General features: G+C 61.3%; 20 protein-coding genes. 13 read left to right on the forward strand and 7 right to left on the reverse strand.

Annotated features, from left to right (window positions below):
* Window positions 1–82 precede the first annotated feature (82 nt).
* Window positions 83–796, reverse strand: a complete 714-nt coding sequence (locus tag HMPREF2760_RS02240; RefSeq protein WP_070524385.1) for an IclR family transcriptional regulator — start codon at window positions 794–796, stop codon at window positions 83–85.
* Between the two features lie 48 nt (window positions 797–844).
* Here HMPREF2760_RS02240 and leuC point away from each other — a divergent pair, with 48 nt between their 5' ends.
* From leuC to HMPREF2760_RS02255, 3 genes are all read left to right on the forward strand, one after another.
* Window positions 845–2,287 (forward strand): 3-isopropylmalate dehydratase large subunit, encoded by a 1,443-nt coding sequence (gene leuC, locus HMPREF2760_RS02245; RefSeq protein ID WP_070596558.1) that lies wholly within the window; start codon window positions 845–847, stop codon window positions 2,285–2,287.
* Window positions 2,288–2,303: 16 nt separating this feature from the next.
* The gene (leuD, locus tag HMPREF2760_RS02250) at window positions 2,304–2,894 is read left to right on the forward strand and encodes a 3-isopropylmalate dehydratase small subunit (protein ID WP_070596559.1); all 591 of its coding nucleotides are present in this window, start codon (window positions 2,304–2,306) and stop codon (window positions 2,892–2,894) included.
* 75 nt (window positions 2,895–2,969) lie between these two features.
* Window positions 2,970–3,878 (forward strand): hypothetical protein, encoded by a 909-nt coding sequence (locus tag HMPREF2760_RS02255; RefSeq protein WP_070596560.1) that lies wholly within the window; start codon window positions 2,970–2,972, stop codon window positions 3,876–3,878.
* Between the two features lie 46 nt (window positions 3,879–3,924).
* Here the strand turns inward: HMPREF2760_RS02255 and HMPREF2760_RS02260 are convergent, their stop codons facing one another.
* Window positions 3,925–4,923, reverse strand: coding sequence for an NUDIX hydrolase (locus HMPREF2760_RS02260; protein WP_070524377.1), 999 nt, complete (start codon window positions 4,921–4,923; stop codon window positions 3,925–3,927).
* A gap of 147 nt (window positions 4,924–5,070) precedes the next feature.
* On the opposite strand from HMPREF2760_RS02260, the gene HMPREF2760_RS02265 reads away from it, so the two are divergent.
* Window positions 5,071–6,069 (forward strand): NAD(P)H-dependent glycerol-3-phosphate dehydrogenase, encoded by a 999-nt coding sequence (locus HMPREF2760_RS02265; RefSeq protein WP_070524374.1) that lies wholly within the window; start codon window positions 5,071–5,073, stop codon window positions 6,067–6,069.
* Window positions 6,070–6,090: 21 nt separating this feature from the next.
* Window positions 6,091–7,161 (forward strand): D-alanine--D-alanine ligase family protein, encoded by a 1,071-nt coding sequence (locus HMPREF2760_RS02270; protein WP_070524372.1) that lies wholly within the window; start codon window positions 6,091–6,093, stop codon window positions 7,159–7,161.
* A gap of 50 nt (window positions 7,162–7,211) precedes the next feature.
* Here the strand turns inward: HMPREF2760_RS02270 and HMPREF2760_RS02275 are convergent, their stop codons facing one another.
* Window positions 7,212–8,126, reverse strand: coding sequence for a DUF3515 domain-containing protein (locus HMPREF2760_RS02275; protein ID WP_070524370.1), 915 nt, complete (start codon window positions 8,124–8,126; stop codon window positions 7,212–7,214).
* A gap of 57 nt (window positions 8,127–8,183) precedes the next feature.
* On the opposite strand from HMPREF2760_RS02275, the gene HMPREF2760_RS02280 reads away from it, so the two are divergent.
* The 8 genes from HMPREF2760_RS02280 to HMPREF2760_RS02315 are packed head-to-tail and all read left to right on the forward strand — an operon-like array spanning window position 8,184 to window position 16,088.
* Entirely contained in the window at window positions 8,184–9,182 is a 999-nt protein-coding gene (locus HMPREF2760_RS02280; protein ID WP_070524368.1) for a thiamine-phosphate kinase, read from the forward strand.
* Window positions 9,183–9,217: 35 nt separating this feature from the next.
* Window positions 9,218–9,826: a uracil-DNA glycosylase gene (locus tag HMPREF2760_RS02285; protein WP_209167807.1), complete on the forward strand. Its 609-nt coding sequence runs from the start codon at window positions 9,218–9,220 to the stop codon at window positions 9,824–9,826.
* A 10-nt stretch (window positions 9,827–9,836) separates the two neighbouring features.
* Complete coding sequence (locus tag HMPREF2760_RS02290) at window positions 9,837–11,222, forward strand: DAK2 domain-containing protein (RefSeq protein ID WP_070524363.1); 1,386 nt, start codon at window positions 9,837–9,839, stop codon at window positions 11,220–11,222.
* A 3-nt stretch (window positions 11,223–11,225) separates the two neighbouring features.
* Window positions 11,226–13,322, forward strand: coding sequence for an ATP-dependent DNA helicase RecG (locus tag HMPREF2760_RS02295; protein ID WP_070596561.1), 2,097 nt, complete (start codon window positions 11,226–11,228; stop codon window positions 13,320–13,322).
* 42 nt (window positions 13,323–13,364) lie between these two features.
* Window positions 13,365–13,967, forward strand: a complete 603-nt coding sequence (gene rsmD, locus HMPREF2760_RS02300; protein ID WP_070596562.1) for a 16S rRNA (guanine(966)-N(2))-methyltransferase RsmD — start codon at window positions 13,365–13,367, stop codon at window positions 13,965–13,967.
* A gap of 2 nt (window positions 13,968–13,969) precedes the next feature.
* Window positions 13,970–14,446: a pantetheine-phosphate adenylyltransferase gene (gene coaD / locus HMPREF2760_RS02305; RefSeq protein WP_070596563.1), complete on the forward strand. Its 477-nt coding sequence runs from the start codon at window positions 13,970–13,972 to the stop codon at window positions 14,444–14,446.
* A gap of 6 nt (window positions 14,447–14,452) precedes the next feature.
* Window positions 14,453–15,208: a sulfite exporter TauE/SafE family protein gene (locus HMPREF2760_RS02310; RefSeq protein WP_070596564.1), complete on the forward strand. Its 756-nt coding sequence runs from the start codon at window positions 14,453–14,455 to the stop codon at window positions 15,206–15,208.
* Window positions 15,209–15,233: 25 nt separating this feature from the next.
* Window positions 15,234–16,088 carry a PPK2 family polyphosphate kinase gene (locus HMPREF2760_RS02315; RefSeq protein WP_070564382.1) on the forward strand — a complete coding sequence of 285 codons (855 nt, stop codon included), beginning with the start codon at window positions 15,234–15,236 and terminating at the stop codon, window positions 16,086–16,088.
* A gap of 3 nt (window positions 16,089–16,091) precedes the next feature.
* Here the strand turns inward: HMPREF2760_RS02315 and HMPREF2760_RS02320 are convergent, their stop codons facing one another.
* The 4 genes from HMPREF2760_RS02320 to HMPREF2760_RS02335 are packed head-to-tail and all read right to left on the reverse strand — an operon-like array spanning window position 16,092 to window position 18,163.
* The gene (locus HMPREF2760_RS02320) at window positions 16,092–16,622 is read right to left on the reverse strand and encodes a hypothetical protein (RefSeq protein ID WP_070524349.1); all 531 of its coding nucleotides are present in this window, start codon (window positions 16,620–16,622) and stop codon (window positions 16,092–16,094) included.
* Complete coding sequence (locus HMPREF2760_RS02325; RefSeq protein WP_070524348.1) at window positions 16,619–17,137, reverse strand: hypothetical protein; 519 nt, start codon at window positions 17,135–17,137, stop codon at window positions 16,619–16,621. Before HMPREF2760_RS02325 ends, HMPREF2760_RS02320 begins: the two co-directional genes overlap by 4 nt.
* Window positions 17,134–17,655 (reverse strand): YbjN domain-containing protein, encoded by a 522-nt coding sequence (locus HMPREF2760_RS02330; RefSeq protein WP_070524347.1) that lies wholly within the window; start codon window positions 17,653–17,655, stop codon window positions 17,134–17,136. The genes HMPREF2760_RS02325 and HMPREF2760_RS02330 overlap by 4 nt, the downstream gene beginning before the upstream one ends.
* Window positions 17,648–18,163, reverse strand: coding sequence for a YbjN domain-containing protein (locus HMPREF2760_RS02335; protein ID WP_070524343.1), 516 nt, complete (start codon window positions 18,161–18,163; stop codon window positions 17,648–17,650). The genes HMPREF2760_RS02330 and HMPREF2760_RS02335 overlap by 8 nt, the downstream gene beginning before the upstream one ends.
* Between the last annotated feature and the right edge of the window lies 1 nt (window position 18,164).

Raw genomic sequence — 18,164 nt, forward strand, 5'->3', positions numbered from 1 at the left:
ACTCCGTGTCCAAAAACCCTATGGACATAACAGCGCTGCGCTAAGTGTGCTGCGCTAAGTGGCCAGTTCTTAGCGGGTTGTCTTAGCGGTGGCCGTCGCGTGGCGTGCCATTGGAGAGTGCGGCACTTAAGCGGTTGGATGCGCTAACCAGGACATCTGCGAACTTTTCCGCCGGGGAAGGGCGGAAGCGTTCGGCGGAACCGGAGACGGAAAGGACGGCGATGAAGTTTCCTGCGCCGTCGAAGACGGGGGCGGAAACGGAAGCGAGGTCTGACTCGCGCTCTTCGATGGATTCGGAGTAGCCGTTGGTGCGCGCGAGCTCGACATCGTGCTCACTAAAGATGGCATCGGGAACATGGACATCAGCAAAGGCGGCGAAGACGCGGGCGGCGGAACCGGAGGTGAGTGGAAGCTGGCGGCCTACGGGCACCACGTTGTGGAGTCCGATCTCCGGCTCACGCGTGGCGATGCACGTGCGCGTGGTGCCGGAGAGTTCGTAAAGCTGGACGGACTCACCGGTGGCGTCGAGCAGCTCCTCCATAATGGGGCCTGCGGTTTCGATTATGCGATCACGGTTGCCGGGTAGGGCCGGCCCAGCGCCCCACTTTCCATCGGGGGTGCGGGTGAGGATTCGGTGCGCCTCGAGCGCTGTGGCGAGACGGTGTGCCGTTGCCCGAGGCAGGCCGGTGGTCTCACAAAGCTCGTTGAGCGTAGAAGGCTGATTGGTCGCGGCCATCATGATGGCTACTGCGCGATCCAATACCTTAATTCCTGATACTGCGCTATACTCTCCCATATAATGAAATCTACGTCCCATTAATTGAGATTTCAAGTGGAGAGGCACATGACTGAGAAACTGACACTCGCAGAGAAGGTATGGCGCGACCATGTCGTGCGTAAAGGTGAGAACGGTGAGCCCGATCTCCTTTATGTTGACTTCCAGCTCTTGCATGAAGTTACCAGCCCGCAGGCTTTCGATGGTCTTCGCCTGGCCGGTCGCAGGATGCGTCACCCAGAGCTGCACCTGGCCACTGAGGACCATAACGTTCCAACCGTGGGCATTAAGTCCGGTAACCTTTTAGAAATCAAGGATGAGGTCTCCCGCACGCAGGTGTCCACGCTGCGCAAGAACTGTGAAGAGTTCGGCGTGCGCCTGCATTCGATGGGTGATGCTCAACAGGGCATCGTTCACACAGTGGGTCCTCAGCTGGGCATTACGCAGCCCGGCATGACCATCGTGTGCGGTGACTCGCACACGTCGACGCACGGCGCCTTCGGTTCTATTGCCATGGGCATCGGTACCTCTGAGGTGGAGCACGTCATGGCCACCCAGACACTTTCGCTTAAGCCCTTTAAGACAATGGCCATCAAGGTCAGCGGTGAGCTGGCGGAGGGCGTTTCCGCCAAGGATTTGATTTTGGCGATCATTGCCAAGATTGGCACCGGCGGCGGCCAAGGCCACATCATCGAGTACCGCGGTGAGGCCATTCGCAAGATGTCGATGGAAGCCCGCATGACCATCTGCAATATGTCCATCGAGGCCGGTGCCCGCGCCGGCATGGTGGCTCCGGATGAGACCACTTTTGAGTACGTCAAGGGCCGTGAGTTCGCACCCCAAGGAGAAGATTGGGACGCGGCCGTCGAGTACTGGAAGACGCTGCCGACTGACGACGGCGCCGAATTCGACACCGTCGTGGAGATCGACGGCTCCGCGCTGACGCCTTTCGTGACTTGGGGTACTAACCCGGGACAGGGCTTGCCATTGAGCGCTGCGGTGCCCGACCCAGAGGAGTGCGGCGACGACGGCGAAAAAGCCGCCGTCGAGAAGGCCTTGGCCTACATGGACCTGAAACCCGGCACGCCGCTGCGCGATATCCAGATCGACACGGTCTTCCTTGGATCGTGCACGAACGCGCGCATCGAGGATCTGCGCGCGGCCGCCGAAGTGGTCAAGGGGCGCAGCATCGCGGCTGATACCCGCATGATGGTGGTTCCGTCTTCGGCCGTGGTCAAGGCCCAGGCTGAGGAGGAAGGGCTGGACAAGATCTTCACCGACTTCGGCGCCGAGTGGCGCACCGCTGGCTGCTCGATGTGCTTGGGCATGAACCCGGACCAGCTGAAGCCGGGGGAGAGGTCGGCGTCGACAAGCAACCGCAACTTTGAGGGCCGTCAGGGCCCTGGTGGCCGCACCCACCTGGTGTCCCCGGCCGTCGCTGCGGCAACTGCCGTTCTGGGCCACCTGGCCGCACCAGCAGACATCGACGATTCCGCTTTCGCCGGCGCTTAAGGAAAGGAAAAAGACAATGGAGAAGTTTATTACTCACACGGGCGTCGGCGTTCCGCTGCGTGTCTCCAATGTGGACACCGACCAGATTATTCCCGCGCGTTACCTGAAATCCGTGAAGCGCACCGGCTTTGCCGACGGCCTGTTCTCCAATTGGCGCAGCGATAAGAACTTCGTGCTCAACCAAGAACCGTTTAAAGAGGGCTCCGTGCTCTTCGCAGGCCCGGACTTTGGTACCGGTTCTTCCCGTGAGCATGCGGTGTGGGCGCTTGCGGAATTCGGCTTCAAGGCGGTGTTCTCCTCGCGCTTCGCAGATATCTTCCGCGGCAACTCCGGTAAAGCGGGCTTGCTGACGGGACTCATGGAACAAGAAGACATTGAGCTTATCTGGAAGCAGCTAGAGGCCGGGGAGACCGAAACCACCGTCGACTTGGAGGCGCGCACGGTTACCGTGGGCGGCAATAGCTATACCTTCGATATCGATGACTACACCCGTTGGCGCCTTATGGAGGGGCTGGATGATATCGGCCTGACCCTGCGCAATGAGACGGATATCGATGCCTTTGAATCCAATCGCCCGGGATTCAAACCGCGCGTCCTTGCGTCTTAGCGGAGGCGGCATCGGTGGGGTAGTATTCCCCGCTTCCTGTAGCGCGGTGCACATAGCGCCGTTAACATCCTCAGCATGACTAACCCTTTTGACGGCTTTAGCAGAGAGAACGGCAATCAATTCGGCGGCAGCACCGGGTACGGTGGCTCGGATTATCACCAGCCCGGTGGCTACGACTATCAACAATCCGGGAGTTACGGCTACCAGCAACCAAACGGCTACGGCTACCAGCAGCCGGGAAGCTATGGGTACCACCAGCCCGGCGCAGTACCTGGCAACCCACCCGGCGGGGCAGGAGCGCCGCCCATTGACGCCATGGATATTCTGGGCCAGTCATTCAAGGGTTACTTAAAGCAACCGGTGCCAGGGATGCTAGCCATGCTGGTGCATCTCATTATCACGTTTGCTCTTCTTCTTGTGCCGGGAACCGTTGTAGGCGGTGTATTCGCAGTAATGGAAGGAAATGGCACGGACATCAAGCCTTTAGCGACTACCGTGGGGATCCCTCTCATGGTTGTCATGGGGCTAGCCGCCTTCGCTTATCTTTTCTGGCTGATGGCGAACCTTTTTAATGGCTCCCGGAAGATCGCTGATGGGGAGAAGGTCACCTTCCGCGACTACTTTAGGTTTGCCCAGCTGAATGGTTGCGCCGGCGTCTATGCTTGCTTCTTTATTTTGGCAATGCTCGGAACAATTGCGGGCGGCTTCCCCGGACTGATTCTCTTTGCGCTTCTGTGGCCAGCGCCTGTTATCAAGGCTGATGCCCCGGATAAGCCTCTCATGGAGTGCTTCCGGGAGGCTTTGAACTTGGTCATTGAGAACCTTGGGCAATCGCTGCTCTTTATCTTGATCTGTTCCCTCATCACGAGCTTTGTCATATTTATCCCCATCGTCGGCTTCCTTGCCGCCTACCCGATCTGGGCTTTGGGGATGGTCCTTTTCACCCGCGCTATGCAGCGCCGCCCTGCTGTGCGGTGGGAATAGAGCAGCAGGGCGGCGAAAGGTACCTAGTGAAGTGGCGATGTAGTGCTTATCGCACGGGCAGCGGGCTAGCGAGGTAGTCTGCGCCGGTAAGTTCACCGTCGTTGAAGGAGAGCACCCACACCGAAGCCTTCTTGAACTTGAGCTCGTCGATGGGAGTCGTGATGAACTTCGGCGCGAAGGATTCGATAATCCCCGGAATGGTTAGTCCCTGGCTCACGATGACGGGGACACCGCCGCCGTCAACAACGCGCTGGAAGGCCGCGCGGGCGTCTTCAGGGGATTCAGCAAACACATCGTCACCGAATGCTTTGTTCACAGCGATGTCCATGCCGAGCTCATCCGCCAACGGTGCGGCGGTGTGCTGGCAGCGCTGCGGCGGGGCGCTGTAAATCGCGGTCGGGTGAAAAGGCGTGAGCATCGGCACGAGCATCTCTGCTTGGCGGCGGCCTTTCTTATCCAGCGGGCGCAGGTCATCATCGCCCTCCCAGGAGCGGCGCTGGTGAGCACGTGCATGGCGTACATACAGCACACGCGTCGTCGGAGCCAGGCGGAGGCGCTTCTTGGCCTTCGCCAGCACCTGCGTATCAACGTCATAGGAGAGCAGCGTGCAGGCCTCGTCGATTGTCATCCAACGCAGCTCATCGGTCTCCGAATTCGTGGTGTATTCGCCGTCGAGTACACGTGCCAGCCAGTAGTAGACAACCTTCGTGCGTCCTTGAACGGGATAAGCCACCTTGCCAATGAGCTTGCCCAGGCGCACGGTGTAGCCGGTTTCCTCGAAGATCTCGCGCGCGGCGGTGACGGGAAGGGATTCGCCCGGATCGACCTTGCCCTTAGGCAGCGACCAATCGTCGTAGTGCGGGCGGTGGATGATAGCAACCTCCGGATCGTGCGGATCCCCACGCCAGAGAACCGCACCAGCGGCAAGCGTCGTCCGCTTGAACTCATCCGCCGGATCGACAGGGATCTCCTGGTGGCGACCAGAGATGAAGACCTCCGATCGGATATCTTTATCCGTCTCATGCATGTTCTTTGCCTTGGGCATGCTGCTCCTTTGTGCCTGTAGCTTGTGACCTTCTCCATCTTCCTCCACTCTCCGCCACGATGCAGCTTTACGCGCCGAACGTATTTCAATGCCGGGCGTGCTTTAATGGGAAAAGTCGATGCAGTGGAATTGATTGTGAGGTGGCACATGGCAAACGTGGCAGTAATGGGCGCGGGTTCGTGGGGAACCACGCTGGCGAAAGTCTTTGCTGACGCCGGCAATGACGTCCGCTTGTGGGCGCGCCGCGAGGAACTGGCAAACACCATCAACACGCGCCACGAAAACCCGGACTATCTCCCGGAGCTCTCACTGCCTGAGTCGATCCGGGCAACCACCGAACCCGCCGCTGCTTTGGAAGCCGCAGACATCGTCATCTTCGGCGTTCCTTCTCAGACCCTTCGCGGAAACCTGGAGAAATGGGCGCCGCTCTTGCCGGAGGACGCTACATTGGTCTCAATCTCGAAGGGCGTGGAGAAAGCTACGCTTAACTTGATGAGCGAGGTCATCGCGGATGCCGCCGGCGTATCCACTGACCGCATTGCCGTGCTCTCCGGGCCCAACTTGGCCAAGGAGGTGGCCCAGGAACAGCCGGCCGCTACGGTTATTGCCTGCAGCGATGCTGCCCGCGCGGAGGCCGTCCAGCATGCAGCTGCCGCTCCATATTTCCGCCCCTATACCAACACCGATGTTATCGGCGCAGAAATTGGTGGCGCCTGCAAGAACGTTATCGCTCTTGCGTGTGGTATGGCCGCTGGCAAGGGGTTGGGCAATAACACGATGGCGACCATTATCACGCGCGGGCTTGCTGAGATTACCCGCCTTGGTGTGAAACTGGGCGCGGATCCATTTACCTTCTCTGGTCTAGCTGGAATGGGTGACCTTGTGGCGACGTGCAGCTCGACGCTCTCGCGCAACCGTACCTTTGGCTACCGCCTTGGCCAGGGCGGGACTCTGGAGGAAGCTACCGCGGCTACCAACGGGCAGGTCGCGGAAGGCGTTATCTCTTCCGATTCCATTTTTAGGTTGGCGCAGCGCGCGGGCGTGGAGATGCCCATTACCCAGGCGGTCTATGGAGTGTGTCACCGTGGCGTGACTGTCGACGACATGATCGTCGCTCTGATGGGTCGTACCAAGAAAGCTGAGTAAAGCCGAGTAAAGTTGCTCGGTATGACTGAAGCGAAACCTGTGCGCGTAGCCGTTGTGTACGGCGGCCGCAGCTCCGAGCACTCGGTGTCATGCATTTCCGCCGGCGCGATCATGGAGCACCTAGATCCAGAAAAGTATGAGGTCGTGCCGATCGGTATCACGCGGGAAGGCACCTGGACCCAGGGCAACCGCGCGGGCCTTGCCATCGTCGATGGGCGCCTGCCTGAGGTGGAACTCCACGATGAGTTGGCGCTATCCCTCAACCCCGCAACACGCGGGCGCATCCACAATGTCACCCGCCACGAGCACTACACAGAGGTGGATGTCATCGTTCCAGTTCTCCATGGACCCTATGGGGAAGATGGCACGGTGCAGGGCCTTTTTGAGCTTTCCGGAATCCCCTACGTCGGCGCGGGCGTACTGGCCTCTGCGGTGGGTATGGACAAGGAGTTCACCAAGAAGCTCCTGGTGGCCGAAGGTCTTCCCGTCGCACCCCAAGAAGTGCTTAGCGGTGGAGATACGCTGAATGATGCTCAGAAAGAGCGCCTTGGTTTGCCTGTCTTCGTGAAGCCGGCGCGGGGCGGTTCCTCCATCGGTGTCTCCAAGGTTTCCGCGTGGGAAGATTTTGACGCGGCGCTGGCCCTGGCTTATGAGTCCGATGACAAGGTCCTAGTCGAGCCAGAGATCCGCGGAGACGAGGTTGAGGTGGGCGTCCTCGAGCACCCGGACGGAAGCCTGCAAGCCTCTGTTCCGGCCAAGCTTTTGGGGACCACCGAGTCGGAGGAAGGCTTTTATGACTTCGACGCCAAGTACATCGATGAGGGAGTGTCGGCGGCGATTCCTGCGCCGCTGAGCGCGGAGCTCATCGACGAGCTGCGTCAGCGCGCCATCGAGGCCTTCCGGGCGCTGGGCGCAACGGGGCTGTCGCGCGTGGATTTCTTCGTTAGCGAAGACTCTTATTGCATCAACGAGATCAATACCTTCCCTGGATTCACGCCGATTTCGATGTACCCGCAGGTCTTCGCCGCCGTGGGAGTGGGTTACGCCGAGCTGCTCGATACTCTCATCCAGACCGCTCTCGCGCGTTCCTAGTCCCTGAGCAGTGCGCGAAAGGAAGGTGGTGAAGAAAGAGGCCGCGACACCTACTGAGCGGGGGTGGCTTCAACGAGGGCGTCGCTAAGCCGCACCAGTGCCGAGTTCGCCGCTTCTTGCGGGGCAGACAGCGCGAGGTCCTCCGCGCGGCCGAGCGCGAACCACGTGCCGGCCGTGGTGCCTTCCGCCAGCGTGGTGTCCTCGAACCAAGGGACGTCGTTAACCTGCTGGAGCTGAACGCCCGCGCGGTAGTTCTCCGGAGCGGCGACACCGCAGCGCACGACTATTTCCTCATGGCCCGGCGCGCTGTAGACCCAGGTGTTCTTAGCGCCAGCATCCGTGCGGCGCGTATAGCCCTCCGCGAGTGAGTCTGGCAGAGCCTTGTCCAGCGCGGGGCACATGGAATCCGGACCTGCCTTGAGTTTGGATAGCGGTGCCGGATTGGGGTCTTGAGGCTTTTTATCTAGTTTGTTGAGGGCTTCTGTTAGCCCTTGCGGGGCGTCGGAATGTGCGTCGCCTGTAGACGTAGTCACGGCGACCGCAGGAGTGCGCTGGGTGCTGTACCACGTCGTGAGGTTCGAGCCGGGGGTGGCGTCAATGACCTGCAACCAGGATTCGCCGTCGGCCTCGATGGTCTGGGAATAATCCGTAAACTGCTGCGGCAGGTCAACGCCACAGCGCAGGGTTACTTTGTCCTCCGAGCTCTTCGTCCAGGCTGCGGCACCCGCCGGGGCTGGGTCGACGAGTTCGACCCGTGAGTATCCCATGAGCTTTTCCGGCAGAGAGTCGACGACAGCGGCGCATTCGGGGGAGTCCGCTGCTTCAGACGGAGTGGGAGGCAGCGCGACCGGCTGTTGCGCGGCGCTGGTGATGACGTACTTTGCCCCAAAAATCACCGCGAAGACCATCGCGATGGCAATCCCGAGTGAGATGTATATAGCGGTGCGGTTAAATTGGGTATCCATAGGGGCTTATCCTATCGCTGATAGCCCAAGAAGAACGAACGTTGAAGGCGTGCCAGAATGGTGCGCCATCTGCGCAAGGAAAAGGAGTCCGTGACGGTGGGTTTATCCCATACCCTCGACCAAGCCGGCGAACGGCACGTTATCCATGAAATCGTCACCGCAGCGCCGAGTGCACTCAACGGCGATGATGCCGCGGTGCTTTATCCGGCGGCGCCTAATTCGCGCACTGTGGCCTCGACGGACATGATGGTGGAGGGCCGGCATTTTCGGCGGGACTGGTCCACCGCCGCGGAAGTCGGTCACAAGGCCATCGTGCGCAACTTTGCCGATATTGAGGCAATGGGGGCTCGGCCCACTGCAGCGCTTCTGGCGATCGCCGCCCCGGGCGATACCCCGGTGGATTTCGTGCGTGGGATAGCGCAAGGCATTGCTGAGCGCTGCGCGGTGTACAACGCTGAGCTGGTCGGCGGTGATTTGACCCGCAGCGACAGCCTGGTCATCAACGTCACAGCGATGGGCTCTTTGGGCGGAAGCGGCGCACCGTTGACTCTGGATGGTGCGCGTGCGGGCCAGAAGCTAGTGGCGCACGGCAAGATTGGGTATTCCGGGGCGGGCTTGGCCCTCTTGCAACGTTATGGCCGCGCGCTGCCCCCGGAGCTGGACGAGCTCTGGCCGTTGATCGACGCCCACTGCGCGCCCACCCTCGCACCCGGGCGCGGCGTCATCGCTCGGGCAACCGGCTCGACCGCGATGACGGATAACTCGGATGGTCTCGTGCGCGATGTGGGGCACTTGGCTGAGCGCTCCGGGGTGCGCATCGATTTTGACCGCGGCGCCATTGCTCCCGATCCGCTTGTGGCCGCCGCCGGTGCGGTGCTCGGCATCGACCCTTGGGAGTGGGTCTTGGCGGGTGGGGAGGACCACACGCTGTTGGCTACGACGTTTAAGGCTGCCCCCTCCGGGTTCCGGGAAATTGGCCGAGTGATGCGCGGCACCGGCGTGACCATTGACGGAGAGGAACCTCGCTATAGCGAGGGCTGGGAGGGATTTGCGTGAGCCACATCGATACTTCTCACATCCACTATTCGTGGATGCCGCACATCAGGCAGGCCTTGGAGGACAACCTCCCACGCATCGAGCGTGAGATTGGGGCAGCGTTCTTGCCGCCGGCCGAGGACGTCTTTGCCGCCCTGTCGATGCCCCTCGAGGACGTGCGGGTGCTCATCGTGGGCCAGGATCCCTATCCCACACCGGGGCATGCCATGGGCTTGTCCTTTTCCACGCGGCCGGGTGTTCCGGCCCCGCGTTCGCTGAAGAATATCTACGCCGAGCTTGGCGCCGACCTCGGCATCCCCGGCCGCGCCGATGGTGACCTGCGGGCCTGGTTTGACCAGGGCGTGCTACTGCTCAACCGGGTACTCACCGTGGCCCCGGGCCAGGCGGGCTCGCACCGCCGGCTCGGGTGGGAGGCGATTACCGAGGCAGCCATTAGGGCGCTGGCAGGGCGCGATATCGTGGCCATCCTGTGGGGCCGCGACGCCCAGTCCTGCCAGGCCTTCCTACCGGGCACGGACTGCATTATTTCCCCGCATCCCTCGCCGCTGTCAGCGCGGCGTGGCTTCTTCGGCTCGCGCCCTTTCTCCCGCGCAAACGCGGCCTTAGAGGCCCGTGGCGTCCCCGCGGTGGACTGGCGCTTGTAAACTAGCCACCATGTCATATCCCGCCGAGTTGGATGCTCGTGGCTTGCACGAGTGGGCCGCACGAACCGTGGAGGAGCTGCAGCGCCGCCGCGCTGAAATCAATGCCCTCAACGTTTTCCCGGTGCCCGATTCGGACACGGGATCCAACATGGCGCACACCATGGAGTCCGCCTTGGCGGAGGCCGATAAGGGTGAGGCGGACGTCGCCGAAGCATTGGCCATCGGCTCGGTGCGCGGTGCCCGCGGCAACTCGGGGATGGTGCTCTCGCAGGTGCTGCGTGGCGTTGCCGATGCCACAACGGACTCGCGCGTGGATGGCGCGGTCCTCGCTGATGCTTTGACGCTGGCTGTCACGTTGGTCGATCGCGCGCTTGCCGCCCCAGTAGAAGGCACCATCATCACCGTTTTGCGCGCTGCAGCGGCCGCTGCCAGTGAGGCCGCCGGGCAGCCCGGTGCCCAGCTGCACGGCATCCTGGTTGCGGCGTTAGACGCCGCACGGCAGGCCTTGGCGCAGACTCCGTCGCAACTGCCCGCGCTGCGCGAGGCGGGTGTCGTGGATGCCGGCGGTACCGGCTTCGTGATTCTGCTGGAGTGCCTGCTTGCACAGGTCACCGGTGAAGAACCCGCCAACCAGCCGTTGAGCGTTTCGGCGCCAGAGAAACCTGAGGAGCTCGCAGAGATCGAAGCCGTCTTCTTCTTCGAGGGAAACCTCGCTGAGGTTGAACAAACCTTGGCCCCGCTGGGCAATAGCCTTGTCATCGCGCGGGCGACGGACACCTCTGCCAGCGTTCACATCCATAGTTCTGAGGCCGGCACGGTGATCGAAAAGGCTTACGGCCTGGGAAAGGTCAGCAACCTGCGGCTCGAAGCGCTGCCGCCCGCAGAGGCGGGGGCGTGCGCCACGAAGCACAGCGAGGGCGAGAGCCCGCAGCGGCGCATTTTTGCTGCGGTGCCCGAAGGTGCCGCACGGGAGCTATTTGAGAAGGCTGGGGCGCGAGCAATTGGGCCCGGCGAGGATCTAGAGAATGCTGCGGTAGGCGATCTTTTCCTGCCCAACGGGTGCGGTGGGGATCCAGGCAGGGCGACAGTCATACCAACTGGCTCCATCGTGGCCGGGCTCGCTGCGCTATCGGTGTATTCGCCCAACCCCTCTCGTTCGGCCGAAGTAGTGGCCGCTATGTCCGATGCCGCGCGTTCTATGCGGGTGGCTCATCCGGAAACAGAAAGCTTCGACGGCATCATCGCGGCATGCCGCACCCAGTTGGCCTATGGGGGCGAACAAATCACTGTGTTGTCCGGCTGTGACATCGATGCTGAAGAGTTGACGCAGATTCTTGGTGTCGACGTCGTTGTGCTTCGAGTTCCCGGATTGCGCACGGAGATCGGGGTGGAGTAGACCATGCTGGGATGGCAAGACGATCGGGCGCTGACGGAAGTACTGGCAAAGAAGGATGCCGCGGCGTTCAAGCGCGCCTTCGGCTACACCACGTGCGGGGAGCTGCTTAGCCATTATCCGCGTGACTATATCCGCCACAACAAGGACGTGGGCCTCGGCGGTGCCGAGGACGGAGATCACGTCACCATCACCGGCGTCATCGAGGAGGCCCGCGTCAAGCACACCTCTAAAGCCATGGTGTTTATCCTCTACATGGATAACGGAGTCCAAGCCTCCTTCTTTAACGCGCACTACGTCCAGCGCGTGCTGGGCCGAGGTATGCGCGTCATGCTCTCCGGCAAGCTGAAGTACTTTCGCGGATATCCCAGCCTGCAGCACCCCGACTTCCTCATCCTTGATCCCGGCCGCTATCAGGAGTCCCTGCTGGATAGCGCAACCGGGCAGGGGACAGGCTCGCTCAAGAAGCTCTCCCAGTTCGGTTCACTAGACACCTTCTTGCAACGTGAATGGATCCCCGTCTACCCGGCCAGCGGGAAGGTGACGTCGTGGTACATCATGGGTGCCATCCACAAGGTCCTCGAACACACCCCGCCTATTCCGGAGCCGCTGGACTATCGGATGATGGTGACGCTCGATCAGGCAGTGCGCGAAATCCACGAACCGGGAGACAGCGGGCCGGAACGCGCCATCCAGCGTCTGAAATACAACGAGGCCTTGTCGATCGGATTGGTCATGGCCCTTCGTCAGCGCGACGTCAAGGCGCGCACGGCAACCCCAATGCCAGCCATTCTGGAGGGCTACCGCGATGAGCTGCTTTCTGAGCTGCCCTTTGCGCTAACCGACGGCCAACGCCGCGTCATCGCCGAAATCGATGCTGATCTCTGCGGCACCGCGCCCATGATGCGACTGCTGCAAGGCGAGGTGGGTTCGGGGAAAACGCTCGTTGCCACGTGCGCCATGCTGCAAGCGGTAGACGCCGGCAAGCAGGCCGCGCTCCTGGCGCCGACGGAGGTGCTGGCGGCGCAGCATGGGGCGTCGATAAGCGCCAGCGTTCCGGATGGTGTCACCGTTACGGTCTTGACAGGGTCGATGAAGACGGCGGAGAAGCGCAAGGCGCTGCTGGAGATTGTTTCTGGTGAGGCCGATATCGTCATCGGCACCCACGCCATCATCCAGGACAGCGTAGAGTTTTTCGATCTTGGCCTGGTCATCGTGGATGAGCAACACCGTTTCGGCGTGGAGCAGCGCGATAGTCTGCGCACCAAGACGCGTGAGGGCATCAGCCCGCACGTGCTGGTGATGACAGCAACCCCCATTCCGCGCACCATTGCCATGACCGTCTTCGGTGACCTGGCAGTCTCGACGCTCAAGGAGCTTCCCGGTGGGCGCAAACCCATCCTTTCCGCGGTGGTGCCTGAATGGAAACCGGAATGGGTGCGCCGCGCCATCGAGCGCATTCGCGAAGAGGTGAGCAAAGGCCACCAGGCCTATATCGTCTGCCCGCGAATTGAAGGCGAGGGCGGGGTGGAAACCATGTCTTTGCAATTGCGCAACCTACCTTTTCGCGGGCTTCGAGTGGAGATGCTCCACGGCAAGATGCCCGATAAGGATGAGGTGATGGAGCGATTCGCCCGCGGGGAGATTGACGTCCTCGTGGCCACCACGGTCATCGAGGTCGGCGTCGATGTGCCCAACGCCACCGTCATGCTCATCCGTGAATCGGAGAATTTTGGAGTTTCGCAGTTACATCAGCTGCGCGGGCGCGTGGGCCGCGGGGGAAACGAATCCGTGTGTTTGCTGCATACGCTGGCCGAGCCAGACAGCAAGTCCTTTCGGCGCATTAAAGCCATCGCGGATACGTCGTCCGGCTTTGACCTTGCCGAATTGGATCTCACGCAACGCCACGAAGGAGACATCTTGGGAACGCTCCAATCCGGCACGAAGCGCACGCTCAAATTGCTCGACCTTGTTTATGACAGGGACATCATCGAGCGCACGCATGCCGATGCCGCCGCATTGGTTGAGCGCAATCCTGACCTGGCGGAGCAGTTGACGCACAACCTGAGCGCCGATGAGCAGGGGTTTTTGGAGAAGAACTAGGGGAGTCTCCGCGGCTGGGACAGGGGAGATAGGGTAGAAGCCATGACCAGAATCATCGCCGGGGAGGCCCGCGGGCGCACCATCAAGGTGCCCGAAGCCGGGACGAGGCCCACGTCCGACCGTGCCCGTGAGGGACTTTTCTCATCTCTGAACGTGCGTTGGGGTTTCATTGATTCCCGCGTGCTGGATCTGTTTGCGGGCTCAGGTGCGCTGGGTCTGGAGGCGGCCAGCCGCGGTGCCGAAGAAGTCGTCCTCGTGGAGAACAACGCCGCGGCCGTAAAGGTCATCCGCCATAACATTGGGGTGGTCAAGCACCCGCGCGTAGAGGTACGAGAAATGAATGCCTCCTCCTACCTGGCCACCGCACCGCGCGGCTATTTCGACATGGTGCTCGCGGATCCGCCGTATAACTTCGATGACGTCGACGGACTTCTCGCTGCGATCGAGCCGGTGCTGGATGACGCCGCGATAGTTGTCATCGAGCGCCATGTAGATTCGCCACAGACACAATGGCCGGAAGGCTTCGAGCCCACCGGTCAGAAGCTCAAGAAGCGGACCTTCGGTATCGCGCGTTTTGATATGGCGATTTATCACCGCGACGCGGAGACCTCGGACACCAATCACACCGACAACCAGGAGGACTAGCCATGCCGACCCACGCCGTATGCCCCGGCTCTTTCGATCCCATCACGCTAGGGCACGTTGACGTGTTTAACCGAGCGAGCGAGCTCTTTGACAAGGTCACGGTCCTGGTGACGGGCAACCCAGACAAGCCTTCCGGGTTGTTCAGCGTGGAGGAGCGCGTGGATTTGATTCGCCGTACCGTCGCCCCGGAAATCGAGGTGGATTGGTGGGGCGGGCTGCTCGTGGATTACACCAGCGCGCATGGCATAGACACGATTGTGAAGGGCCTTCGCTCCTCCTTGGACTATGAATACGAGCTGCCCATGGCGCAGATGAACCGGCGCCTTTCCGGTATCGATACGGTCTTCTTGCTAACAGATGAGAAGTACGGCTACATTTCCTCCTCGCTGTGCAAGCAGGTGGCACACTACGGAGGCGATGTCACGGGTATGTTCCCGGAGCATGTGGCTGCTGCTGTCATGGAACGGTACCGAGGCTAAGGGGACATGTCTGTACTGGCAATACCGCTCGTTGTTCTCTTCACAGTTCTAGCTGGCTCCTGCCTGCAACGAGTATCCGGCATGGGCCTTGGCCTCATTGGTGGACCAATCCTGACCCTCTTCCTCGGCCCGGTGGAAGGCATCATGGTCATCAATGTTTTGGCCTGCCTTAACGCTGTTCTCACGACCTATTCGATGCGTGAGAATGTGGATTGGGGAAAGTGGCTGCGCATCGGCCCCTTCATGATCCTCGGCTCGATCCCGGCAGCCCTGCTCATCGCGCGTACTGATACCGCAGCATTGTTGGTACTCGTTGGCGCGGCCTTGTTGATCGCGTTGGGTGTGGTGGTCTTCGGGCGAAAGTTCGTCCCGGAGATGCGCGGTACGGGCCCAGCCATTTCCGCGGGCATCTTGGGTGGGTTCACCAACACGCTTGCGGGCGTGGCCGGCCCGGTCATCACTGTGTATGCGCAGGCTGCGCGGTGGCCCAAGGAGGTCCTCGCGCCAACCCTACAGCCCTGCTTCTTCATTGGCGGCCTGTCGTCGGTGTTGACCAAATTCTTCTTGGGATCCGGCGGTTTTGAGGGCTTGCACTGGCTGGTGTGGCCCTGCGGCGTCGTTGGCATGTGCATTGGCATCTTCCTAGGTAAGAAGATTGCAGGACGGGTCTCACGGGACAAGGCGCATAAGCTCTCGCTATCGCTGGCAAGCTTGGGGGCGCTCAGCGCATTGCTGCGAGGCTTGTTCACTCTGGGTGCTTAGACAGCGCCTGGGTAGGGTGGGACCCATGGCGAAATTCAAGATTGAGGACGCACTGTCCCTGCGCGCTGGCAAGAATTTTCAGATTGATTCGGTCGATGCTTCGGCAACCCCCGGTTTTGACGGCGATAAGGAGGAGCTCGCCGCTCGCTTCTCCAAGTACGATGATGAGCTGTATGAATTCCAAGAGCGGCTTTTTGCCAATGGTCGCAGCTATGGTGAGGACGCCCCAGCGGTGCTCATTGTCTTGCAGGGCATGGATACCTCGGGCAAGGGCGGGGCTATCCGCCACGTGTTGAACACCTTTGACCCTCAGGGAACCACGACCGTGAGCTTTGGTAAGCCCACCGAGGAGGAATTAGAACACGACTTCTTGTGGCGCATCCGCAAGCATGACCCACAGCCGGGGCAAATCGTGGCCTTTGATCGCTCGCACTACGAAGATGTCCTCATCCAACGCGTACACGAGTGGGTCGATGAAGAAGAAGTGGACCGACGCATCGAAGCCATCCGCGACTATGAGCTGGATCTGACGGCGAAGGGCGTCAAAGTCATCAAGGTTTTCTTGCATCTGTCCAAGGACGCGCAGAAGAAGAACCTACTGGAGCGCACGGAACGGGAGGACAAGTTCTGGAAATATGACCCTTCCGATGTGGAAGAGCGGGCCTATTGGGATGACTACATGGCGGCCTATCAGGATGCCATTCGGCGCACAGATGAAAACTACGCACCCTGGTACGTCATCCCCACCGATAATAAAAAGTATGCCCGGATGGCGCTGAAGTTCCTCATCGTGGATCTCCTACGCCACCTGGACCTGGAATGGCCAGCGCCCGACTTTGATCCGGAAGTAGAGCGCCAGCGCATTAAGGACGCCGACTAAGAGCTAGTCGCTTTCTGCGTCATCGACGTCGCGGGCAAGTTCACGGGCCGCGGCGTTGAAGGTATCGAGAACAGAGAGCAGAGCTTCTTGGGCATTGATGACGCCCACGTTAAGCGCGTGGAAGAGCTGGTCTTCGTTCAGTCCGGCAGTGGTGACGAAGCAGGCGTCACCGCGCAGCTCCACCTCATCCTCGACCAGCCCGACGAGCGCGCGCCCATCGAATGCGCCTGCATTGAACTCATTGCACAGGACGTGGAAGATGGGGAGCATGTCGGCGTTGAGCTGCGTGGAGAGTACGCACTCGATGCGCACGAGGCCCTCTTCCACGGTGATGACCCAGTCCAGATCGTTGAGGCGGGCAACTGCGGCAGTCGCATCCTCCGGGTGCGCAGTGGCCGCCATGTCCAGTTCGGTGCTGTTCAGCGCGGTGAGCACGCGATCCCGGCTCACGGCGGGCAGTGGTGAGCCGGACATGATATCGAAGGGATCGGAACCTACGGATGCATTCTGGTTCGTTGTCGAGTTGTGGCTCATGCTTGCTCCTCCTTATCCCAGGTGACTGCCTGCGGGAAGCGCTGCGCCACGATATCGAAGATTTCCGCGAAGCTGGCGAGCGAGCTCAGCAGGAAGTGGCCCAGCTGGGCCAAGGAGAGGCCTTCGCCCACAGCCATCGCGCGGTTGGCGCCTAGGTGGATTTCCTCGTTTCCCTTTGCATCCTCTTCCATGAGGTAACTCAACGTCGGTGCAACGCTAGCCCAGTTCAGCTCCGCCACGGCGGCAGCCACGTCCTGCTCCAAGTGCGCGGGAAGCGTGCCTTCCCAGGAAGCGAAGGCGCTCAACACGTCGCCCTCGGCGTCGAGGTCACAGTGCACAGCGATATGGGGGACACCGGTCTGCAGCACGCGCCGCGCGGATGCGGTGTCGCCAGTGTCAGCGTCCTCGGTGGCTTCCGGTGCTGCCTCGACGAGGGCATAGTCGGCGTCGATAAGCTCGCACAACTGCGCCAACCGGTCGATGGTGACCGGCTCAACCACGTGGAGATCGGTCACTGCTGTTCACCCTGGGCGTCCTCGGATCCCTCGCCTGCCTGCGCGGCGGACTCGGACCCGAGCTTGGCCATTTCTTCGGCGGCGGCGACCATGGCGTTCTGGGCGTTGATGACGCCGTCCACGGAGGCGCGCAGTGCGGCTGCGAGTTGTTCGTCGGTCATCCCGGCCGCGCACGGAAGGTCGGCCTCAGTGCGAACGAGGAGCATGCCGTCGAAGTCCGCGATCACCGCGCGGGCACCCATGGCCACGGAGTTGATCTGGTTGGCCGCCAGGAAAAGGCCTGCATCAGCCTTGGCGTAGTTGACGTCCGTCGGCACATCACAGCGCACGATGGCAACGCTCTCCAACACGGCGAACATGCAGGGCAGACCGTTGAGGTTTGCAGTGGCGGCATCGTCGCGGCCGGTGACTGGCTCGAGTTCGATGTCGAAGGTCTTCATCGCCTCGATGATGCGGTCGAGGGTGACCTCCGGCAGTGCGTGCGGGTCTTCGGCGGCGGTGGTTGTCGGATTAGTCATGGTTGTGCTCCTTCCAGGTAACGAGCTGCGGGTACTGCTGTTCAATCCACTCGAAGGACTGCAACACGGCATCCAAGGTAGACATGACGAACGCGCCAAGCTGGTTGCGGGAGGCGCCATGTGTCACGTCGAGATCACGCGCACCAGACACCGCCAGGGCGTTGTCGGGCGCCTCGAAGAAGCGGAAAGTCGGGGTGAAATGGTCCTGGTTCCACGCGTTGATGTGCATGAGGAGCGCAGGTCCCTCAGAGGCGGGGACCGAGCCGCGCCACACGGAATCGACGATGAGTGAGGAGCCAACGAGCTGGAAGGCAATGGCGGCGTTGGAGAAACCGGTGCGCAGAAGGTTGACCGTCTGGCCGTCCTGGGTCTTTTGCTCTTCGATGCGGTACTCCAAGTTCTCTGACTCAAAGATCTCCGCGATGCGCTCGAGGGTGACCTCCTCGATGGGGGTGTCGGGCTGCAGCTGGCGCTGCTGCGTGTCGTCGTGATTAGTGGTGTCCGTCAAT

It is taken from the genome of Corynebacterium sp. HMSC065D07 (assembly GCF_001810695.1).
Taxonomy (GTDB): Bacteria; Actinomycetota; Actinomycetes; order Mycobacteriales; family Mycobacteriaceae; genus Corynebacterium; species Corynebacterium hesseae.